Consider the following 19,730-nt stretch of genomic DNA (forward strand, 5'->3'; position numbering starts at 1 on the left):
CATGGCCGATCGTGCCGCCACAGCAAATTGCAGCGGCAAACGGATCGCCTGATGCTCGTCTTTAGCACGCCAATCGGACTCGGATTTTTCAGCATTTCCGCAGTCAGTTTTCAGAATGAATTGCCAACGAAATGACCGCTGGACGGTTAGAAAACGACACAAAGCCGAAGGTGAGATCGGCGTTCGCGTGGAGGACAAAAAGCGTGCTGGGAAAGCAGAAGAACAGGACACCGAACAGTTCGCCGCCCGCCGGTCGCGCTGAATTCGCACCGAACGAGGTGGAACTGGCCATGCTGAAGGAGAAAGCACTGTTCTCCCGTCTGGAGGCGATCCGGCTGATCGAGATCGCCAAGGTCGGCCACTATACCTCGGCCTTTTCGGCCGCCGAGCTGTTCGCCTCGCTCTACTATGGCGTCATGCGCCTGAAGCCCGGTGAGCCGAACTGGGCCGAGCGCGATCGTTTCATGATGGGCAAGGGCCACGCGGCGGTTGGGCTCTTCCCGATCCTTGCCGATCTTGGCTTCTTTCCGACGGAAATCCTCGATGGCTACACGCGCCTCGGCAATCCGCTCGGCGACCATCCCGACATGCGCAAGGTGCCCGGCATTGATTTCAGTTCCGGTTCCATCGGCCATGCGCTGTCGGCCGGCTGCGGCATGGCGCTGGCCGGCCGCATTCTCGGCAAGGACTTCCATACTTTCGTGATGATCGGCGACGGCGAGCTGCAGGAAGGCCAGGTCTGGGAGGCGGCCCTGTTCGGCGCCCACAACAGGCTGAACCGTCTGATAGGAATCATCGACCGTAATGGCTACCAGCTCGACGGCGCCGTCGACGACATCATCACCGTCGAGCCGATCGTCGACAAATGGCGGAGCTTCGGCTGGGAAACCCACGTCGTCGACGGCCATGACGTTGGTGCGGTGACGACGCTGCTGCGCTCACTCAAGGCCGACACGGCGCGCGACCGCCCGGTCATGGTCGTGGCCGAGACGGTGAAGGGCAAGGGCGTCTCCTACATGGAGACCGAACCGGGCTGGCATCTCGGCTATCTCGATCCGGTCGACGCCGAAAGGGCGATCGCCGAGATCAAGGCAATGGAGATAAGGGGATGAACCGGCCGCTATCCGAAAAGTCTTGGCAGTATCGCCAGCTGAATGCCCAGACGCCGGGCCTCGACGCGTTATCCGACGCGCTGCTCGAGCTGGTCCGGAGTGGCGAGCCGGTGGTCGCCGGAACCGCCGATCTGCAATATTCGAACGGTCTGGCGAAATTCGCGCGGGGATGCCCGGAGCGCTTCGTCCAGTTTGGTATTTCCGAGCAGAACATGGTGTCGGCAGCGGCCGGCATGGCCGCGGTAGGGCTCAAGCCCTATGTCGCGACATTCGCTTCCTTCCTGGCGCTTTTGTGCTGCGAACAGATTCGCATGGACGTTGCCTACTCCGCTCTGCCGGTCCGGTTGATCGGTCATCATGCAGGCATCTCGCTCGGCTTCTACGGCACCTCGCATCACGCCACCGAAGACCTCGCCATCGCCCGCTCGATAGCCGGTCTGACCGTGGTGGCTCCCGCCGATGGCGCCCAGCTTGCCTCGGTGATCGCAGCATCAGCCAACTATGCAGAGCCGATCTATATCCGCACCCAGCGCGGGCGCGACCCGGTGGTCTACGAGGCTGGCAAACCTTTCGTCTTCGGCAAGGCAATCAAGCATCTCGATGGCAAGGACCTAGTCATCATCGCATGCGGCTCGACGGTGCATCCGGCGCTTCAGGCGGCCAAAGCCCTGAACGCCAAAGGTCACAGCGTCGGCCTGCTTGATATGGCGACGGTCAAGCCGATCGACAGCGAGGCCATTCTCGAGGCGGCCACGAACGCCAGGATGGTGCTCACAGTGGAAGAGCACAATGTTCTGGGTGGTCTCGGCGGCGCCGTTGCCGAGGTGATCGCCGGGGAAGGGCTTCCGGTGAAGCTGCGCCGCCACGGCATCCACGACGAATACAGCCTGATCGCGCCGCCGACCCATCTCTATGCGCATTACAAGCTGGACAGCGCCGGTATCGAAGAAATCGCGGCAGGTTTGCTCGCTTGAGCAGGGACTGGCGCAGCAACGAGTTGAACCTCTGGGAGGACATACGTGAAACGGATCGGCCATATGTGCGAATGTATCTACCGTGGCGCCAGGATAGGCGTGACGCTGACGACAATCGTGACGGCTGGCGTCGCCCTTGCCTCACCGTCGCGTGCCGCCGATAGCATGACCTGGATCGGCAGCTGGGCCGCCAGCCCTCAGCCAGTCTGGGATGGTGATTTTCCTCTGCCGACGATGCTGCCGTTCAACCTGTGGAACCAGACGGTGCGCCAGGTCGTACGTCTGAGCCTCGGCGGTAATCGGCTGCGTGTCGTCATCTCGAACGAGTACGGCACGGAACCGCTGGTCATCAACGCCGTGCATATTGCGCTGGCAGGTGGTGGCTCAACCATTCTCGACGGCAGTGATCGCGTATTGACCTTCAGTGGATCGCAAACGGCGATTGTTCCGCCTGGCGCGCCGATGATAAGCGATCCGATCGACCTCGACGTTCCGGCGCGCGGCGACGTATCCGTCTCGCTGTTTGTGGCCAGCCCGACGCCGTTGTCGACATTTCATTGGGATGCGGAGCAGACCGGCTATATCGGCGCCGGAAACCAGGTGTCGGCTGCGGCGATCGACGGCCCAAGCGAGATTACGACACGCATCTTTCTCACTGACGTTCTGGTGGAGGCGCCGCAGGGCGCGAGGACGGTGGTCGCCCTCGGCGATTCAATCACCGATGGCGCCGCTTCGGGTCTCAACCAGAATGTCAGGTGGCCTGACTTTCTGGCCGAACGGCTTGCCGGCGACAACGTCGCGGTGCTGAACGCAGGTATTTCTGGCGCCCGCCTGCTGCAGAGTCGGATGGGCGAGAACGCGCTTGCCCGTTTCGGCCGCGATGTTCTCAGCCAGCCCAATGTCAAGACGGTCGTGGTGTTGATCGGTATCAACGATATCGCCTGGCCTGGACAAAGCTTCGCACCGAGGGATCCATTTCCAACCCTTGACGACATTGTCACCGGATTTCGACAGCTGATCGCCCAGGCCCACACGCGAAATGTCCGGATCGTCGTCGGCACACTGACACCGTTCGAGAACGCACTCGCAGGCAGCCCGCTCGAGGGGTACTACAACCGACAGCGCGACGAGCTTCGGCAGAAGGTCAATGCATGGATCCGCACCAGCGGCGAATTCGATGCCGTCGTTGATCTCGATGCGATCATCCGGGATCCTGCAAATCCCCTGCATATGAAAGCTGAATACGATTCCGGCGATCATCTGCATGCCGGTGCCGGCGGCACCAAGGCCATTGCAGATGCGATGACGCTCGACGTGCTGTTCGGCAACCAGTGATCAACGACCATGCGTTCAACCTCAGTGCCAAGGTCTCCTGCGTATGGAATTGGGTCCGTCGCGAAACCAGCGGATTTGGAAATGACTTCCAGGAGCAGGTCCCATTTCATGCGGCAGGCCAATCTCATCAACGGCGAATGGGCGCAGGCCGACAGCGGCCAGACGGTCGACGTCAACAACCCGGCCACCGGCCTCAAGATCGGCACCGTGCCGAAGTCGGGCAAGGCCGAGACCCGCCGCGCCATCGAGGCCGCCGCCGAAGCCTTCAAGACATGGCGCAAGACCACTGCGCTCGAACGCTCGAAGCTCCTGCGCAAGCTGCACGATGCGATGATGGACAATCAGGACGTGCTGGCCGAACTGCTCACCATCGAGCAGGGCAAGTCGCTGTTTGAATCGAAGGGCGAGATCGGCTCGGCCGCGTCCTACATCCTGTGGTTCGCCGAAGAAGGCCGCCGCACCTATGGCGACGTCGTGCCGTCACCGTGGGCCGACCGCCGCATCCTGGTGACCAAGGAGCCGGTCGGCGTCATCGCCGCCATCACGCCGTGGAACTTTCCGTCCTCGATGCTTGCCCGCAAACTCGGCCCGGCGCTGGCCGCAGGCTGCACCGCGGTCGTCAAGCCGGCGACACAGACGCCTTACTCCGGCCTTGCCTGGGGCGCGCTGGCCGAGGAAGTTGGCTTCCCCAAGGGCGTCATCAACATCCTGACTGGTGCCGCCGGCGAAATCGGCGACGAGATCTGCGCCAATCCGCTGGTGTCGAAGATCACCTTCACCGGATCGACCGAGGTCGGCAAGCTGCTCATTCAGAAGTCGTCCGTCACCGTCAAGAAGGTGTCGATGGAACTCGGCGGCAATGCACCGTTCATCGTTTTCGACGACTCCGATCTCGAGCGCGCCGTTGCCGGCGCGATCACTGCCAAATACCGCAATTCGGGCCAGACCTGCGTCTGCACCAACCGCTTCCTGGTTCAGGCCGGCGTCTATGACAAGTTCGTCGAAAAGCTCGCCGCCGCCAGTGACAGTCTGAAGGTCGGTTCCGGCCTGGAAGAGGGCGTGCAACAGGGGCCGCTGATCGACGAGAAGGCGGTCGAGAAGGTCGAGGAACTGATCGCCGATGCAACCTCGAAGGGCGGCAAGGTTGTCGCCGGCGGCAAGCGCCACGCACTTGGCTGCTCGTTCTTCCAGCCGACGGTGATCGCCAACGCGACGCCGAAGATGCGCTTCATGAAGGAAGAGATTTTTGGTCCGGTCGCGCCGGTATTCAAGTTCGAAACCGAGGATGAGGCCATCTCCCTGGCCAACGACACTGAATTCGGCCTTGCCTGCTATTTCTACACCGGCGACCTCGGCCGCGCCTTCCGGGTCATGGAAGGGCTGAAATACGGCATGGTCGGCGTCAATGAAGGTCTCATCACCACGCCTGAAGCGCCGTTCGGCGGCGTCAAGGAGTCTGGCCTCGGCAAGGAAGGCGGACATCAGGGCATCGAGGACTATCTCGACACCAAATATGTCTGCATCGGCGGCCTCGGCCTCTAGAGGAGATGTAGGATGCCAAGACCGGAGGTCAACCGATCGGGCGAAATGGAAGTCTTTGTAAGCGTCGTTGACCTGGGAGGCCTCTCGCCAGCCGCGCGTGCCCACCGAGTGACTCCCTCGGGTGTCAGTAAATTGATCTCGCGGCTGGAAGCACGTATAGGCGCTCGGCTACTCAATCGCTCCACCCGAACGCTCCATCTTACGCCTGAAGGGCGCATTTTTTACGAACGCTGTGTCGGGATCTTGTCCGATATCGACGAGGCCGAAAGCTGCGCTACGGCCAGCGAAGCACCGTCGGGCCGCTTGTGTGTTAGCGCCACCAGACCAATAGGAACGCATATTCTTCTGCCGCTCGTTTCCGAATTCCTTTCCCGGAATCCGAAGGTCACGCTCGACATTTATCTCGTCGACGCTATTGGCGACATTCGGGAAGAACGAACAGACGTGATCGTGACAAGCGGTCCGATGAGAAACTCTCACACTGTTGCTCGCAAGCTTGGTGAGACTGGCATGATTATCGTTGGTTCTCCTTCATATCTTGAAAGCTTCGGCACGCCGAAAACGCCCGAAGATCTGGAACGTCACAATCGCCTCGGCCTTGCCCATATTCGGCCGATCGAGGGGTGGCCTCTCATGAAAGGCACCGAGCAAATGTGCGTTCCGCTGGTTGGAAATGCTCGTATTGGCGACGGGGAATCCCTGCGGGAACTCGTCATAAGTGGCCTAGGCCTCGCCCGACTGGCTCGCTTTCAAGTGAAGAAGGATATTGAGGCTGGCCGGCTGGTGCCAGTCCTCGAGGAAATTAACGCTGGAGATCTCGAAGAGATCCACGCCGTTTACCTAGGTGAAGGTGGACATCTCCCCGTGCGTGTATGCGCGCTTCTGGACTTTCTGAGTGAGAAGGTCTCGATTTCTTGATCGCTGCTTTCGCCCTTTCGTCTCCGGGAGCGTTGGTAAGCGAGGAACGAAGTGCGGTAGAGCAACTTACCATGGGCGGGATGATGCCGCACAAGCCGGAATGGTTTCTCAAATCGCTGGGTCAGCAGGCGATTCAAAAGGGGCGGGTGCTCCAGCATGATCAGAGTTGCCTGTCGGGTATCGAGCGGGCTCATTGTGGACCAGGATTATCGTGCTGTTTTGCTTCGAGGCGATTTTTCCATTCAGATGGCCACCATCAGCGAAAGTCGGCATCGGTGGTTGCGCCTCTCTGCCACCAACATACTTTCCTACGCCTCTGCGTCGTTGCTTCGATGATTGACGAGCAGAGCCTCAACTGGAGTCCTCTTTACTGGGTTCGCCACCGAATACGAGAACATACGAAGGATACGGGTTGGCTAACCACCCGCTAACTGCTTGTTTTTGTTGAAAAGACGACGTCCCTCAGTGACTAAAATAATCGTTATCCGCCAATAGGTTACGAAGCGGTTCGCCGAAGTCGATTCAAGGAGCTGGTCCGGCCACTCGCCGATCGCATTCATCTTCTACGGATTGCATCTTTGCGCCAACTTCGGTCGTGCAGAGTGGCCGCCGCAATGTCGGCTGCTTGGGGCATTCTTGACGTTTAGCCAAAAGAGAGGCGCGCTGCGATTTGAATCGCCTCCTAGCCAAGCGGTACGTCATCTGTACGCAACCACAGCAGCAATCTAATGACGATTGCCATCACGCCTCATGTGCAATAGGCCTTGCGGAAAAGCGCAGGGAGGATTGCCGTGACAGGAACAGCCGGGACTTGGCGCGTCGGCATCCTTTTTTCGCGCAGCGGCATCACCTCGGTCACCGAGAGCGAGCATTTCTATGGGACGGCTCTTGCCATCGAGGAGATCAATGCCGCCGGCGGCGTGCTGGAGCGGCAGATCGAGCCGATCGCCTACGATCCGGGCAGCGATCCCGAGGCGTTCCGTTCGCTGGCCCGCAAGCTTCTGACCGAAGACGACGTCAACGTCATCTTCGGATGCTCGATGTCGGGCAGCCGCAAGGCGGTGCTGCCGATCGTCGAGCGCTACAACGGCCTGCTCTGGTATCCGTCGATCTATGAGGGCTTCGAATATTCGGAGAACGTGCTCTACACCGGCGCCACGCTCAACCAGAACACGTTTGCGCTCGCCGACTTCATCCTGCAGCGTTACGGGCCGCGCGTGTTCATGGCCGGGTCCGACTACATCTACCCGCATGAATCCAACCGGGTGATGCGCGACCTCCTCGAATGCAAGGGCGGCACGATCATCGAGGAGCAGTATGTGCCGCTCGACGCTGACGAGCGCCGGATCCGGCGGCTGATGGCCGACATCGAAAAGGCCGCGCCGGACGCGGTGTTCTCGACGGTGATCGGGCGCAGCGCGCAGATCCTCTACAGGCTCTATGCCGAGGCCGGCATCGACCGGGCAAAACGGCCGATCGCCAGCCTGACTCTGGCCGAGGGCGAGATCCGGGTGATCGGCGCCGAGCACTGCACCGGCCATGTGCTGGCCGCACCCTATCTGGCGAGCGTCGACAGCGGCGAGAACCAGCGCTTCGTCGGCGAGCTCGCCCGCCGTTTCGGCGACCGCACGACAGCGACCATGTGGTCGCAGACGGCCTATACCCAGGTGCACCTGTTCGCCCGCGCACTGGAGAAGGCCGGAACCCTCGACACGTACCGTCTAGGACAGGCCGCGCTGGAGGTCGACTATGCGTCGCCGGAGGGACGCATTATGTTCGACCAGGAGAACCGCCACGTCTGGTCGACGCCGCGCATCGGCATCGCCAACGCCACCGGCCAGTTCGACATCGCCTGGCAATCGCAGGCGCCGATCCGGCCAGACCCCTACCTCGCCTCCACCCATTTCGAAGAGCCGTGGCTGTAAATGACCGCGACGCTCAAACGCATTCTCAACGACCTGCGGCAGGCGAAGATCCTTGTCGTCCACCCGAAGGATGAGGATGGCGCAGCCCTTGTCGACCACTTGCGACGCCTGGGCTGCGAGGTGCGCGCGGCGTGGCCGCCGCCCGCTACCATCCCCGGCGACATCGACACGGTCTTCGTGCAGGTCGGCGAAGCGCCGACCGATGCGATGGTGTCGCTGATCGAAGGCGCCAATGCCGCTGTGGTCGCCATCGTCACCTATGAAAGCCCGACCTCGATCAAGGCGATCATCGACCTCAACGCCCATGGCGTCATCACCAAGCCGCTCAGGCAGCTGGGCGTGCTGACGCAGTTCGCGCTGGCCCGCTACCGCTATGGCTATGAAGGGCGGCTGGCGAACAAGGTGCGCAAGCTGGAGGATACGCTCAAAGGCCGCCGGACGATCGAGAAGGCGGTCAAGGTGCTGGTCGAAATGAACGGCGTCGACGAGGAGACCGCCTACAAGCTTATCCGCGACCAGGCGACATCCAAGCGCGTCGCGCTGGTTTCGGTGGCCGATGGTATCCTCGCCGCGCAGGAAGCGATGCGCACTTTCGGCTTCGGGATTTCTTCGCAAGGCGGCCAGAAATAGGCTGACGCCCGACGGGCGAACGTGAGCACGGCAGCTTGACGGTAGCTGTAACAATTCTCCATAACATGCTGATTTTATTTCAATAAGCAGAAGAAATCGATCTCGCTCGCGGCCATCATTTTTGGCCCTTGACGCGATCTTCCAGTCGTGCAACTTCTTAAAGCACGAGCAGGTTTGCTCATCGGCAGGAATGCCGTTTCACATCGATGGCTATGTAGCCCTTGGCTCGCGGATGACATCCGCGCCAGGGGTTTTTTGCGTTTGGAGAAAGGCTTTGACGACACATGCGAAAGCGACGGCGGACTTGCGTCTGGCCTGTATCCAGTTCCAGCCGGCGATCGGCCGGCTGGACGATAATCTGGAGGCGATGGAGCGGCTGACACGCCAGGCCGCGGGCCTCGGTGCGGCGATCGTGGTGCTGCCGGAACTCGCCGACACCGGCTATGTCTTCGACAGTCGGGAAGAGCTTGCCGCGCTCGCCGCGCCCATTCCCAATGGTCGCAGCGCTACGCTGCTGTGCTCGCTGGCGAACGAGCTCAATCTCCACATCGTCAGCGGCCTTGCCGAGCGCGACGGCGACCGGTTCTTCAACGCCGCCATGCTGTGCGGGCCGGCCGGTCCCATCGGCACCTACCGCAAGCTGCATCTGTGGAACCGCGAGAAGCTTTATTTCGAACCGGGCAATCTCGGCCTGCCGGTGTTCGAGACTGCGGTCGGCAGGATCGGCGTGGCGATCTGCTATGACGGCTGGTTCCCTGAGACCTACCGGCAGTTGGCGCTGAAAGGCGCGGAGCTGATCTGCGTGCCGACCAACTGGGTGCCGATGCCCGGCCAGGGCGACCACCTCGAGCCGATGGCCAACATCCTGCACAAGGCGGCGGCGCACAGCAACGGCCTCTACATCGCCTGCGCCGATCGCGTCGGCACCGAGCGCGGCCAGCCCTTTGTCGGCCGCAGCCTGATCGTCGGCCCGACCGGCTGGCCGATCGCCGGGCCGGCCAGCGAAGCCGACGAGGAAATCCTCATCGCCACGATCAACCTCGGCGAAGTCGCCAAGGCGCGGGCGCTGAGCGAGCGCAACGACGCCATCGGCGACCGCCGCGCAGACGTCTACGGATAACCAAGAAGAAGCCGGCACTACCCGGTACGATCAACCAGAGAAAGGGGAATACCATGAAGAACAAAGCACTGATCCTTGCATTCGCCAGCGCCGCCCTGACCAGCGCCGCCTTCGCCGCGGACGGTCCGATCAAGATCGGTGTCCCGGTCGGACTGTCGGGTGCCAACAGCGTCGTCGCGCCTTCGGTGGTGCAATCGGCGGAACTGGCGGTCGCCGAAATCAATGCCGCCGGCGGCGTGCTTGGACGCCAGCTCGAGCTGGAAATCGCCGATGATGCCTCGGGTGCCGCAGGCGCGCAGAAGGCCTTCGATTCGCTGGTCTTCCAGAAGGAGGTCAACGCCGTCATCACCATGGAGACCAGTGCTGCCCGCAATGCCGGCCTGCCGATCATCACCAAGGGCGACATCCCCTACATCTACACCTCGTTCTACGAGGGCAAATCCTGCAACGCCAACCTGTTCGTCAACGCCTGGGTGCCGGAGCAGCAGGTGCCGCCGATCGTCGACAATTTCATCAAGACGCAAGGCGCCAAGAAATTCTTCCTGATCGGCTCCGACTACGCCTTTGGCCGCGGCATGCTCGAATTCGCCAAGGCCTATATCGAGAAGTCGGGCGCCAGCGTCGTCGGCGAGGAGTACCTGCCGATGGAAGGCAGCGACTGGACGGCGATCATCTCCAACCTGAAGAGCTCCGGCGCCGATGCGGTGATCACCTCGACGGCCGGCGGCGCGCCGAACGTGACCCTGACCAAGCAGCTGCGCGGCGCCGGCGTCACAATCCCCTATGGCAACCTCGCCGTCGACGAGGGAACCGCCAAGAGCATGGGCGCGGATGCTGCCGGGATATTCATTTCCGCGTCCTATGTCACCGGCATCGCCAGCGACGCCAACAACGCCTTCCTCGCCGCCATCGAGAAGAAATTCGGCGCCGAGCTGCGCACCCCCAACGACCTGTCGGTGCCGGAATATGAGGGCATCTACCTCTACAAGGCGGCGGTGGAGAAAGCCGGGACGACCGACACCGCCGCTGTGCTGGCGGCACTGGCCGAGGTATCCTTCACCGGCCCACGCGGCGCGGTCTCGATGAAGAAGCAGCATCATGCACCGCTGACCATGTATCTCGGCCAGGTGAAGGCGGACGGCTCGGTCGGCTTGGTCGACACGTTCGAAGGCGTCGATCCCGGCGAACAGTGCCCGAACCTGTAACCGCGCCTTGGATCGCAACGGGGCGGCAGTCCTGCGCCGCCCTGTTCCACATCATCGGGGACCTGCCATGACGCTTCTTCTGGACATGGTGACGACGGCGGCGATCCTGTTCATCGTCGCTGGCGGGTTGCTGGCGATCTTCGGCGTGCTGAAGATCATCAATTTCGCCCATGGCGCCTGGCTCACCATCGGCGCCTATTGCGCCGTCGCCACCGCTGGCCTCGGGCTGAACCCGTGGGCGGCACTGCCGATCGCCTTTGCTGTCGGTGCCATCCTTGGCGGCGTCACCGAGCTGGTGATCGTGCGGCCGCTCTATCGGCGGCCGCTCGACGCCATCCTGGCGACCTGGGGGCTCGGCATCGTCATCGGCCAGCTGATCACGCTGTGGTTCGGCCGCGACGTGCAGTTCACCCCCAATCTCCTGTCGGGCACGGTCGATGTCCTCGGCGTCAGCTATTCGCTCTACCGGCTGTTCGCCGTGGCGGCGGCACTGGTGATCGGGCTCGCCTTCACCTTCCTGCTCGAAGGTACGCGGCTCGGCCTGTCGGCGCAGGCGGTGATCATGAACGAAATGCTGGCGCGGGCGCTCGGCATCGACACCGCGCGCGTGCGGCTCGCCACCTTCATGGTCGGCACCGGCCTGGCGGCGCTCGCCGGCGTGCTGCTCACACCGCTGACCAGCGTCGACCCGAACATGGGCGTCGCCTGGCTGATCGGCTCGTTCATGCTGGTCATGGTCGCCGGCTCGTCCTTCTCGACCCTGGCCATCGCCTGCCTCGTTTTCGGCAGCGCGCAGGTTCTGGTCAGCACCTTCGTCAGCCCCATTCTCGGCGGCATCACGGTGGCGGTCCTGTGCGCCCTGGTGCTGCGCATCAGTCCGAAGGGATTTGCCCGTGCCTGAGAGCCGTTCCATCCCGCCGAGGGCCTGGCTGTTTGCCGCGCTCATCCTTGCGACGGCGCTCGTGCTGTTCATCGGGCCAGCGCTGTTCGACCGCTTCACGCTGAACGTGCTGACCCGCTCGATGATCTACGCGATGCTGGCGGTGACCGTCGATATCCTCTGGGGCTATACCGGCGTGCTCACCTTCGGCCAGGCTGCCTTCTTCGGCACCGGCGCCTATGCCAGCGCCATGGTGCTCAGCCATCTCGGCGCCACGCCTGCCCTCCTCGCGCTGGCTCTTCTGCTGGCCATCATCGTGCCGGTGCTGCTCGGCGCCCTGGTCGGCTGGTTGTCTTTTGGCCACGGCTCGACGCCGCTCTATGCGACGGTGATCTCGCTGGTGGTGCCGATCGTGGTGACGCAGCTGGTGTTTTCCGGCGGGGTGTGGACCGGGTCGAGCAGCGGGCTGGTCGGCTATTCCGGCCTGCCGCTCGGGCTATCGGGCTATTTCAGGCTGACCGGCATCTGCCTCATTCTGACCACTGCAATCGCCCTGGTCTTCACTCGCTCCGATGCCGGCAAGCTGCTCGTCGCCATTCGCGACAACGAGGCACGCTGTGCCTATCTCGGCCTCGATCCGCAACGGCTGAAGATCGTCCTGACAACGATCCTTGCCGGGGTCGCAGGCATTGCCGGCTTCCTCTACGCCAACGCCTCGGGCGTGGTGGCGCCTGAAAATACCGGCTTCGTCTTCGGTACCGAGATCGTCATCTGGACCGCCCTTGGCGGCCGCGGCACGATCATCGGGCCTGTTATGGGCGCGATTGGCATCGACTATCTCAGCGCCCAGCTTTCCGGAGACCTGCCCTTCCTGTGGAACCTCGTCGTCGGCGCGCTGTTCGTCGTCATGATCATCCTGTTGCCGAACGGGCTGGCGCAACTCGCCAGGATGGTCCTGCCACGCCGCGATCGAGAGCAGGTGAGCCAAGCGGGCAGCCCTGCGCTTGCCGCCGAGCCGCCCGGCAACGGCGCGGAGAGCGGCAACCGCGTGCTTTCCGTCAGCGGCCTCGGCAAGTCCTTCGGCAGCCTGCAGGTACTGCAAGGCATCGACCTCGAGGTGCGCCCCGGCGAACTGGTCAGCCTCGTCGGTCCCAATGGTGCCGGCAAGACGACGCTGATGCGGTGTCTCAGCGACGGCACCGAAGCCACGACTGGAAGCGTCAGCATTGCCGGCCAGGACATCCGCGGCATGACGCCAGACGAGATCGTGGCGCTCGGCGTGGGCCGCAAATTCCAGGTGGCGAGTGTCTTCGACAGCCTTGCCGTCGCCGACTGCCTGCGCATGGCACGCGCCTCGCGCAAGGCGCCGAGCCTGCTGCACCGCTCCCTCACGCTTGGACTGCCTGAGGCAGCTGCCGACATCCTGCGCTCCACCGGCCTCGACCAGATGCTTGGCCGCCCGGTTTCACTGCTGTCGCATGGGCAGAAGCAGAGCCTCGAACTCGCCATGGTCGTCGCGCTCGAGCCAAAACTCATCCTGCTCGACGAGCCGACGGCGGGGCTGACTAAGGTCGAGCGCACCACCATCGGCGCGACGCTGCAGAAGCTGACCGGCGAGCTTGGCTTTGCGGCCATCTTGGTCGAGCACGATCTTGACTTTGTCCGCGACATCTCGACCAGGATCGTCGTTCTCCACCAGGGCAGGCTTGTGCTCGACGGCAGCGTCGGCGACGTCGTCAATTCTGAAGTGGTCAGGACGATCTATTCGGGAGGCGCGCATGCTTGAGACCAGACAGCCACTGGCCAGCACCACCGCGCCGAAACTGTCCCTATCGAACGTGTCGAGCGGCTATGGGCCTGTTGCCATCATCGAGGCACTGTCGCTGGCCATCGCACCCGGGCAGATCTTCGCGCTAATGGGCAAGAACGGCATGGGCAAGACCACGCTGCTGAAAACCATCCTCGGTTTCGTGGCGCTGCGTTCGGGTGACATCCGCCTTGACGGCGCCTCGATGTCGGGCGTTTCGCCGGCCTCGCTGATAGCCTCGGGCGTCGGCTATGCGCCGCAGGAGCAGGCGCTATTCCAAGATCTCAGCGTGCGCGACAATCTGCGTCTCGCCTTGCGCTCGGATCGCGGCTTTACCCCGGCCCTCGAGCGGGTCTACGCGCATTTTCCCTTCCTCAGGGAGCGCCTGTCGCAACGGGCGGGGACACTGTCGGGCGGCGAGCAGAAGATGCTCATCCTTGGCCGCGCGCTGATGCTGCGGCCAAAGCTCCTGCTGATCGACGAGATCTCCGAGGGCCTGCAGCCATCCGTCGTCGAACGCATCGCCGCCGCACTCAAGGAGGAGCGCCGCGACAGCGGCACGACGATCCTGATCGTCGAGCAGAACCTGCCCTTCGCGCTCGGTATCGCCGATCGCTGGGCCGTCCTTAAGCTCGGCCGCATCGATGATGCGGGCGACGTTGCGGAGGGAACGGCGGGCCGCGTTCTTCAACACTTGAAGATCTAGGGTGCACGCATCCGGCCTGGATATTCCAGGGGTCGCGGCGACGGGAGAACCGGAAACCGACGATGCAAGCGGGGTGCCTCAACGTTCGCTTCCGACTATCCGTGGCGTAAACCTACCGGTCTGCTTGCGGCCGCAAACCAGCCGCGCTCGCACCCTATGGTCAACGCGGGTTCATCGACCCTTTTATGGGATGAAAGAGAAACGCGTGCATGGAATTCTAGTCCTCCTCCTGGTCCTTAGGTTCGCCAGACCATACGAGAGAATACGAGGGAAATGGGTTGGCGAACCATCCGCTAACGTATTGATTTCCTATAGGAAACGTTGATCCTCCGGGCCCACCAAAACCATTGATTTTATTTAGAAAAACAGCCAGAGGCCCACGGTTGGCCCACGCTGGGCCCACGGCTCGCGCAGGCGACAAAAAAGGCGCCCGAATGCGCCTCCTCTTCCAGTTTGCGATTCCGTGTCACCGGACGATCCGTAAATTAGTTCGCTGCTTCATTTGATCGCGCTTTTCTTCGCGCTGGTTGATCGCTCGCGCGATGTCGACCGCGATGCGCTTCTTGTTGGCCTCGCGCACGTACTCGTCGGTCACCGCCATTGAGGAATGTCCCATTGCCTCCATGATGGCTCTCGCTTGGATGTTGCATTCGGCGAGATAGGTGCCGAAAGTGCGGCGCAGCCCATGTAGCGTATAGCCGTCAGAAATGCCTGCCTGCCTGGTCCAATGCTGCATCATGCCGGTCAGGCTCTTTTCTGAAAACGGATTGCCATACGCGTTCTTCAGCACGGTGCCGCCCTTCGAGCGATCCAGCGGCGTGAGCGCTGCCGCCAGTTTGTCGACAACGGGAATGAACATCTCTCTCCCGCCGTGGCGATTGCGGTTCTTCCTTTGGCGGAAGGAGAAGGCCTCGACGGTCACCAATGAGCCCTCGAACAGCTCGATCTCCTCGATCACAAGGTCTTCCCACTCAAGATCTGCGATATCACCGCGTCGGTTGCCGAGCCAGAAACCGAGCGCATAGGACGCGGATCGACAGCGACGGATCTTCCTGCGGCTTGATCCACTTCTCGACTTCAATCGCCACCCACAAGAGCTTTTTGATGGCGACCAGCGTGTGTTTCGCGACTGTGCGGTTCGTCCTGAAAATGCCTTCGATGATCGTACGCAACCGGTCGGCGTCCATGTATTCCACCGGCACGTCACGCCAAGTCAGGACGTGCGCAGGGTCCACGGGCGTGTTCAAAAAACGTTCGATCAAACGGCTGTTTTTGTCCTGCGTGGCCGGATCGAAGTCGGCCCATTCCATAGTTGCTTCGAGCCGTAGCGCAGCCTGCCCGAATGTCTTTGGCAGCGCTCGCCCTGGCAGGTTGATGATTTCCGCCTTGGCGGACTGACCTTCGACGGCGCGCCGGTATGCCGCCTCAAACGCTTCGTCGCCAGGCTGACCAAGCAGCGCGATTTGCGGCGCGTGGCGGTTGGCGCGGAAACGCCAAATGGTCTTGCCGTTCTTGATGCGCGAAGACGCGCCGGGATAGTCGGGATGCGTTGCCATGGCCTTTGCACCTTCAAATCATGACTAGTCTAGCCCCGCTGCTGCCCACTTTACTTTGCCTTAGGGCTTACCGCCAACAAGGCTCCGAGACCGCCTTCGTTGCTCGGTAGTGCCGAGAACGCGATATCGAGTTCAACGCGGTCCCAAATCGCTCGACTATTAATACGCTTCGGTTTCGGCATACGGCGATCGGCAACCATTTCGTCAAACAGCGTCGGTCCGATGCCCACGTAACGTGCAGCTTCCACGCGGGCGAGTCCCCGTGGCGGATACGATAGCGCGTCACTCTTCACGGCCGCTGCCTCGAAGTTGTTCGCGTGCCGGAATTGCGACAGAGATGTTCGAAAGAAAGGGAATTTATGTATTCGGTGGCACCAGACATTCCGCTGTGTCCGTTTTCGGAAGAGCCGAGCCATGTTCCCTATGGGAATGTTCTTTGATGCGGAATGCGTTTCTCCAGCCCATTCGGCAACGGGCAGCAAAGACGTGAAAATCGGATAAATGGACGGCGTCCCGATCACGACGTGGCTCCAAACCGTGTACGCTCTCACATTGAAAGGCGCAGCAAATTGCATCACTAATCGATACCATGTATTTATAAATCTAGACGTAATTTGTCAATACAGTGTATTGAAAAAGGTACAGCTTATCGATGATTCCTGCTCAAGCTCGCGCTGCCCGCGCACTCTTGAAACTAAGCGTTCGCGAGGTGGCGGCACGTGCGAAAGTGATGCCCAATACTGTAAGCCGAATTGAGCAAGAGGAAACTGGTCCGCGTGGACCGCAGCCGGTGACAATCCAGGCCATCAAAAGAGTCTATGAGGAGGCAGGCGTCATTTTCATCTCAGGTAATGGAGAAGGACCTGGTGTTCGATTGGCGAAATGAAATGAGTAGATTCAAGGCCGATTCCGTTCAGGTTTGTCGCGCACGCCACCGCACGTCGGGGGTTCGAGTCGGACGAGGGATACCGTCAACACAGTGCGGCCACCGAATTCGTTTGCTAACTCGACCATCGCTAATGGGGTGGCGCTCGGCATTGAACTCGAATTCGTCGAGGGCATGCAGTTCGACCGCGGCTATATCTCGCCCCGTTTCATCACCAATCGCGCAAAGATGCGGGTCGAGATGCAGGATGCGTATGTCCTCATCAGCGAGAAGAAATTGTCCAGCCTGAACGAAATACTGCCGCTGCTGGAGAAGGTGGTGCAGGCCGCCCAGCCGCTGCTCATCATCGCGGAGGATGTAGAGGGCGAGGTGATTGCGGCGCTGGTGGTCAACAAATTGCGCGGCGCTCTCAAGGTTGCGGCCGTGAAGGCGCCGGCCTACGGAGACCGCCGCAAGGCGATGCTGCAGATATCGCGCTGATGACCGGCGGAACGGTGATCTCGGAGGATTTGGGCCTCAAGCTCGAGAATGTTTCCCTCGAGACGCTCGGGCGCACCAAGAAGGTGATGATCGACAAGGCAAACACCACGATCGTCGGCGGCGCCGGCAAGCGGGCAAGCATCGAGGCCCGCATCGCCGAGATCAAGATCAGCTTGCGGAAACCACCTCCGATTACGACCGCGAGAAGCTCCAGGAACGGCTGGCGAGGCTCGCCGGCGGTGTCGCTGTGATCCGGGTCGGCGGTGCCACCGAAGTCGAGGTCAGGGAGAAGAAGGATCGCATCGATGACGCGATGAACGCGACAAGAGCCGCGGTCGCGGAGGGCATTCTCCCGGGCGGCGGGGTCGCCTTGCTGCGCGCCGGCAGGGCGCTCAAGAAGCTCAAGGGCGGCAACGAGGACCAGCAGGTCGGCATCGCGATCGTCAGGAAGGCGATCACCTGGCCGGCTCGGCAGATCGCGATCAATGCCGGCCTGGACGGCTCGGTCGTCATCGCCGGGATCCTCGAAAACGACGACAACGCCTATGGCTACGATGCCCAATCGGGCGTGTACGGGGATCTGGTGTCGAAGGGCATCATCGACCCGGCCAAGGTGGTGCGAACGGCGCTCCAGGGCGCGGCCTCGGTGGCGGGCCTCCTCATCATGACGGAGGCCATGGTGGCCGAAATCCCGGGCCCGCCACCGCCGGAGCTTCCCGGTCACGAGCATATGGATTTGGATTTCTGACCGCTTCGCGGCCGTAGTCCGGGCTCGCGACCACCAACAATGATCTCGTCCACTATCGAGGTGAGACAAGTCGTCGAGGATCACGGTATGCTATGCAAGGTCGGCTCATGGCGCGACCTTGCCAATTCAATTCGCGAAGGCGAAGGTCGCTGTGTTGCCGATGTTCGGCCTGCGCGATCATAACTAGACTGAGCCGGTCAGACGAGGGCACGACGGCCAGTGATCTTCTCGATGTTGATGCGGAAGAAGAGGTGAGGCGGACTGGCCACATTGTCCTCGGAGTGAGGTGTCTCGCTGCCAGGTTCCCACCAGTTGGGGCGCGCTTTCTGCAACAGCGACCATGCATGGTCGCGCTCATTCTGCCGGGGGCCTGCTTCGGAGAGTTCTTCGTAGCGACCGAAGGCAATGACACTCCACCAGCTGCGGGGGCTGCGAATCTCGTCGACTTCGAAGCAAACCTGAGGATGTCCCTGCATCGCCCAGACCTTGTGACCAATCAGGGAGAAGCTGTAGATGTGGCCGTCCTCGTAAACGAAGCTGATTGGCACGACGTACGGCATCCCGTCTCTTACGCAAGCGAGGCGCCCGACCCTGCTCGCGGCCAGGTGCATCCTGCATTCTTGGGCGGTCATCTCACTGACGATCACGGGACTCCCCTGGTGAACGAGCGAGCTTCGCTCTGTACATCTCGATGCCGCGGAAGCGGACTTCTTGCTTCCACTGGATTCGCGATCGCTCGCGGGGCTGCTAAACCCCATGTTCCATGCGCCACGCCGGCAAAGACGGCGAAGGGTGTCGATGTAAGCTGCGCCGGACTCAGGCACCTCCTGTTTAGCCGGCCGTCTCAAGAAATCGATCAGCGAAGTCGGCGAGGGCGTTCCAGTCAGTGAATTCGTGATCGCGCTCGGGGCTCGGATCGCCGCTGCGTTTCATGACGACGAATCTGACGAACTGCTCCTGGAAGTAATCGTACTTGGTGAAGCGCAAAGCACCCCCGAGAAGGAGGGTCATGCGTGGTTGCCACCCTGTCACGGAGACGAAGCGATCCACGTAGTTTTGCGCTTCCGTCTTTTGGTCTTCCAGCGCCGCCGACAGACTGACGGATATGAGGGCTGAAGGCTTAGTGTTCAGCAGTTCGTGATGGGCAAACACGAAGTTCGTGACGATTTCCTGGTGGTGCTCCTGGTGGACCGACGCGGCAATGACGAACGCGTCGAAGGGTCCGAGCTTCAAATCGGATGCGAGCGCTGCGCTATCTTGCAGCTCGACTTGGTGCCCGTGCTCGCGAATATGCGTTGCCGTCCGTGCGGCAATTTTCCGCGTCTGCCCTTCGGTCGTTCCATAGACGATCAGGACGTTCACGATGTCCCTCCGACAGCGGAAGAGACATTCATAGGGACGATCGATACGAGCCACCCCGGCATGCCGGTACCTCAATGCTTCGCAACAGCAATTCGCTGCATTATAGCTCATGGAATAGGCTTCACGAACCACTTTCGCTGCGAACTGGGCGCTTGAGCACGAAGAACCCTATCGTGGCCAGAGCCATGATCAGCACCGCAAGCCATCCGACTACGACCATCCACCGCGGGGCGGTCAGCCTTCCCATCCACGCCGGTCTTGAGGTCGGGGTGCGGCGCAGCACTGCGCTGCAGCCCTGCCTCGCGGCGAGCAGCGGGTGTGTAAGCGGAGTGGGCGCCTTCGCGGGGAACCGGCTGCAGGGAGCGAAGCGACCGAAGCTGGGCGGAAGGCGCTCCGAAGCGCGCCGAGGGCGGAGCCCTAAGCCTCTCGATGCTTCAACTCAAAGGACAGTCTTCCATCTTTCTCGGACCTTCGCCGACGGTCGCCGGTCGAGAAGTTGTGACCCGATCCGGACCTACAATTGAGGTACGACGTAGATCTGGAA

General features: G+C 61.8%; 17 protein-coding genes and 1 pseudogene. 13 read left to right on the forward strand and 5 right to left on the reverse strand.

Annotated elements, in window-relative coordinates; translation table 11 throughout:
* Positions 1 to 203: 203 nt before the first annotated feature.
* The 12 genes from E5X88_RS06550 (at position 204) to E5X88_RS06605 (ending at position 14,154) form a co-directional block, all read left to right on the forward strand.
* Positions 204 to 1,112: a transketolase gene (locus E5X88_RS06550; RefSeq protein ID WP_366929926.1), complete on the forward strand. Its 909-nt coding sequence runs from the start codon at positions 204 to 206 to the stop codon at positions 1,110 to 1,112.
* Positions 1,109 to 2,086: a transketolase C-terminal domain-containing protein gene (locus E5X88_RS06555; protein ID WP_292159418.1), complete on the forward strand. Its 978-nt coding sequence runs from the start codon at positions 1,109 to 1,111 to the stop codon at positions 2,084 to 2,086. Before E5X88_RS06550 ends, E5X88_RS06555 begins: the two co-directional genes overlap by 4 nt.
* A gap of 45 nt (positions 2,087 to 2,131) precedes the next feature.
* On the forward strand, positions 2,132 to 3,421 hold the full coding sequence (locus E5X88_RS06560) for an SGNH/GDSL hydrolase family protein (RefSeq protein WP_292159419.1): 1,290 nt from the start codon (positions 2,132 to 2,134) through the stop codon (positions 3,419 to 3,421).
* Between the two features lie 81 nt (positions 3,422 to 3,502).
* Entirely contained in the window at positions 3,503 to 4,963 is a 1,461-nt protein-coding gene (locus E5X88_RS06565) for an NAD-dependent succinate-semialdehyde dehydrogenase (RefSeq protein WP_292159422.1), read from the forward strand.
* A gap of 12 nt (positions 4,964 to 4,975) precedes the next feature.
* Positions 4,976 to 5,881 carry a LysR family transcriptional regulator gene (locus tag E5X88_RS06570; RefSeq protein ID WP_292159424.1) on the forward strand — a complete coding sequence of 302 codons (906 nt, stop codon included), beginning with the start codon at positions 4,976 to 4,978 and terminating at the stop codon, positions 5,879 to 5,881.
* 791 nt (positions 5,882 to 6,672) lie between these two features.
* Positions 6,673 to 7,806 (forward strand): transporter substrate-binding domain-containing protein, encoded by a 1,134-nt coding sequence (locus E5X88_RS06575; protein ID WP_292159426.1) that lies wholly within the window; start codon positions 6,673 to 6,675, stop codon positions 7,804 to 7,806.
* Complete coding sequence (locus tag E5X88_RS06580) at positions 7,807 to 8,436, forward strand: ANTAR domain-containing protein (RefSeq protein WP_292159427.1); 630 nt, start codon at positions 7,807 to 7,809, stop codon at positions 8,434 to 8,436. It abuts the gene before it with no gap.
* Positions 8,437 to 8,710: 274 nt separating this feature from the next.
* The gene (locus E5X88_RS06585) at positions 8,711 to 9,556 is read left to right on the forward strand and encodes a nitrilase family protein (protein ID WP_292159429.1); all 846 of its coding nucleotides are present in this window, start codon (positions 8,711 to 8,713) and stop codon (positions 9,554 to 9,556) included.
* Positions 9,557 to 9,609: 53 nt separating this feature from the next.
* Positions 9,610 to 10,761: a substrate-binding protein gene (locus E5X88_RS06590; protein ID WP_292159430.1), complete on the forward strand. Its 1,152-nt coding sequence runs from the start codon at positions 9,610 to 9,612 to the stop codon at positions 10,759 to 10,761.
* 67 nt (positions 10,762 to 10,828) lie between these two features.
* Complete coding sequence (locus E5X88_RS06595) at positions 10,829 to 11,662, forward strand: branched-chain amino acid ABC transporter permease (protein WP_292159431.1); 834 nt, start codon at positions 10,829 to 10,831, stop codon at positions 11,660 to 11,662.
* Positions 11,663 to 11,705: 43 nt separating this feature from the next.
* Entirely contained in the window at positions 11,706 to 13,427 is a 1,722-nt protein-coding gene (locus E5X88_RS06600) for an ATP-binding cassette domain-containing protein (protein ID WP_292159491.1), read from the forward strand.
* The gene (locus E5X88_RS06605; protein WP_292159432.1) at positions 13,420 to 14,154 is read left to right on the forward strand and encodes an ABC transporter ATP-binding protein; all 735 of its coding nucleotides are present in this window, start codon (positions 13,420 to 13,422) and stop codon (positions 14,152 to 14,154) included. The genes E5X88_RS06600 and E5X88_RS06605 overlap by 8 nt, the downstream gene beginning before the upstream one ends.
* 466 nt (positions 14,155 to 14,620) lie before the next feature.
* Here the strand turns inward: E5X88_RS06605 and E5X88_RS06610 are convergent, their stop codons facing one another.
* From E5X88_RS06610 to E5X88_RS06620, 3 genes are read right to left on the reverse strand one after another with little or no spacing between them, the layout of a single operon-like run.
* Positions 14,621 to 15,112 carry a tyrosine-type recombinase/integrase gene (locus E5X88_RS06610; protein ID WP_292159433.1) on the reverse strand — a complete coding sequence of 164 codons (492 nt, stop codon included), beginning with the start codon at positions 15,110 to 15,112 and terminating at the stop codon, positions 14,621 to 14,623.
* Between the two features lie 28 nt (positions 15,113 to 15,140).
* The gene (locus E5X88_RS06615; RefSeq protein WP_292159434.1) at positions 15,141 to 15,710 is read right to left on the reverse strand and encodes a hypothetical protein; all 570 of its coding nucleotides are present in this window, start codon (positions 15,708 to 15,710) and stop codon (positions 15,141 to 15,143) included.
* 50 nt (positions 15,711 to 15,760) lie between these two features.
* The gene (locus E5X88_RS06620; RefSeq protein ID WP_292159493.1) at positions 15,761 to 16,003 is read right to left on the reverse strand and encodes a hypothetical protein; all 243 of its coding nucleotides are present in this window, start codon (positions 16,001 to 16,003) and stop codon (positions 15,761 to 15,763) included.
* 734 nt (positions 16,004 to 16,737) lie between these two features.
* On the opposite strand from E5X88_RS06620, the pseudogene groEL reads away from it, so the two are divergent.
* Positions 16,738 to 17,770: pseudogene (groEL, locus tag E5X88_RS06630) on the forward strand (chaperonin GroEL); the annotation flags it as partial.
* A gap of 251 nt (positions 17,771 to 18,021) precedes the next feature.
* Here groEL and E5X88_RS06635 read toward each other — a convergent pair.
* The gene (locus tag E5X88_RS06635) at positions 18,022 to 18,582 is read right to left on the reverse strand and encodes a pyridoxamine 5'-phosphate oxidase family protein (RefSeq protein WP_366929927.1); all 561 of its coding nucleotides are present in this window, start codon (positions 18,580 to 18,582) and stop codon (positions 18,022 to 18,024) included.
* Between the two features lie 73 nt (positions 18,583 to 18,655).
* A complete protein-coding gene (locus E5X88_RS06640) occupies positions 18,656 to 19,186 on the reverse strand; it encodes a flavodoxin domain-containing protein (protein ID WP_292159436.1) in 531 nt (176 codons plus the stop codon).
* Positions 19,187 to 19,730: the final 544 nt, after the last annotated feature.

Origin of the sequence: Mesorhizobium sp., assembly GCF_004962245.1 — a bacterium.
Taxonomy (GTDB): Bacteria; Pseudomonadota; Alphaproteobacteria; order Rhizobiales; family Rhizobiaceae; genus Mesorhizobium.

What these genes read in the sequence shown, in the direction of transcription:
- E5X88_RS06555 (WP_292159418.1), top strand. Translation starts at nt 1,109, where the DNA reads ATGAACCGGCCGCTATCCGAAAAGTCTTGGCAGTATCGCCAGCTGAAT.
- E5X88_RS06565 (WP_292159422.1), top strand. Translation starts at nt 3,503, where the DNA reads ATGACTTCCAGGAGCAGGTCCCATTTCATGCGGCAGGCCAATCTCATC.
- E5X88_RS06570 (WP_292159424.1), top strand. Translation starts at nt 4,976, where the DNA reads ATGCCAAGACCGGAGGTCAACCGATCGGGCGAAATGGAAGTCTTTGTA.
- E5X88_RS06580 (WP_292159427.1), top strand. Translation starts at nt 7,807, where the DNA reads ATGACCGCGACGCTCAAACGCATTCTCAACGACCTGCGGCAGGCGAAG.
- E5X88_RS06590 (WP_292159430.1), top strand. Translation starts at nt 9,610, where the DNA reads ATGAAGAACAAAGCACTGATCCTTGCATTCGCCAGCGCCGCCCTGACC.
- E5X88_RS06595 (WP_292159431.1), top strand. Translation starts at nt 10,829, where the DNA reads ATGACGCTTCTTCTGGACATGGTGACGACGGCGGCGATCCTGTTCATC.
- E5X88_RS06605 (WP_292159432.1), top strand. Translation starts at nt 13,420, where the DNA reads ATGCTTGAGACCAGACAGCCACTGGCCAGCACCACCGCGCCGAAACTG.
- E5X88_RS06615 (WP_292159434.1), bottom strand. Translation starts at nt 15,710, where the DNA reads ATGGCAACGCATCCCGACTATCCCGGCGCGTCTTCGCGCATCAAGAAC.
- E5X88_RS06635 (WP_366929927.1), bottom strand. Translation starts at nt 18,582, where the DNA reads ATGGGGTTTAGCAGCCCCGCGAGCGATCGCGAATCCAGTGGAAGCAAG.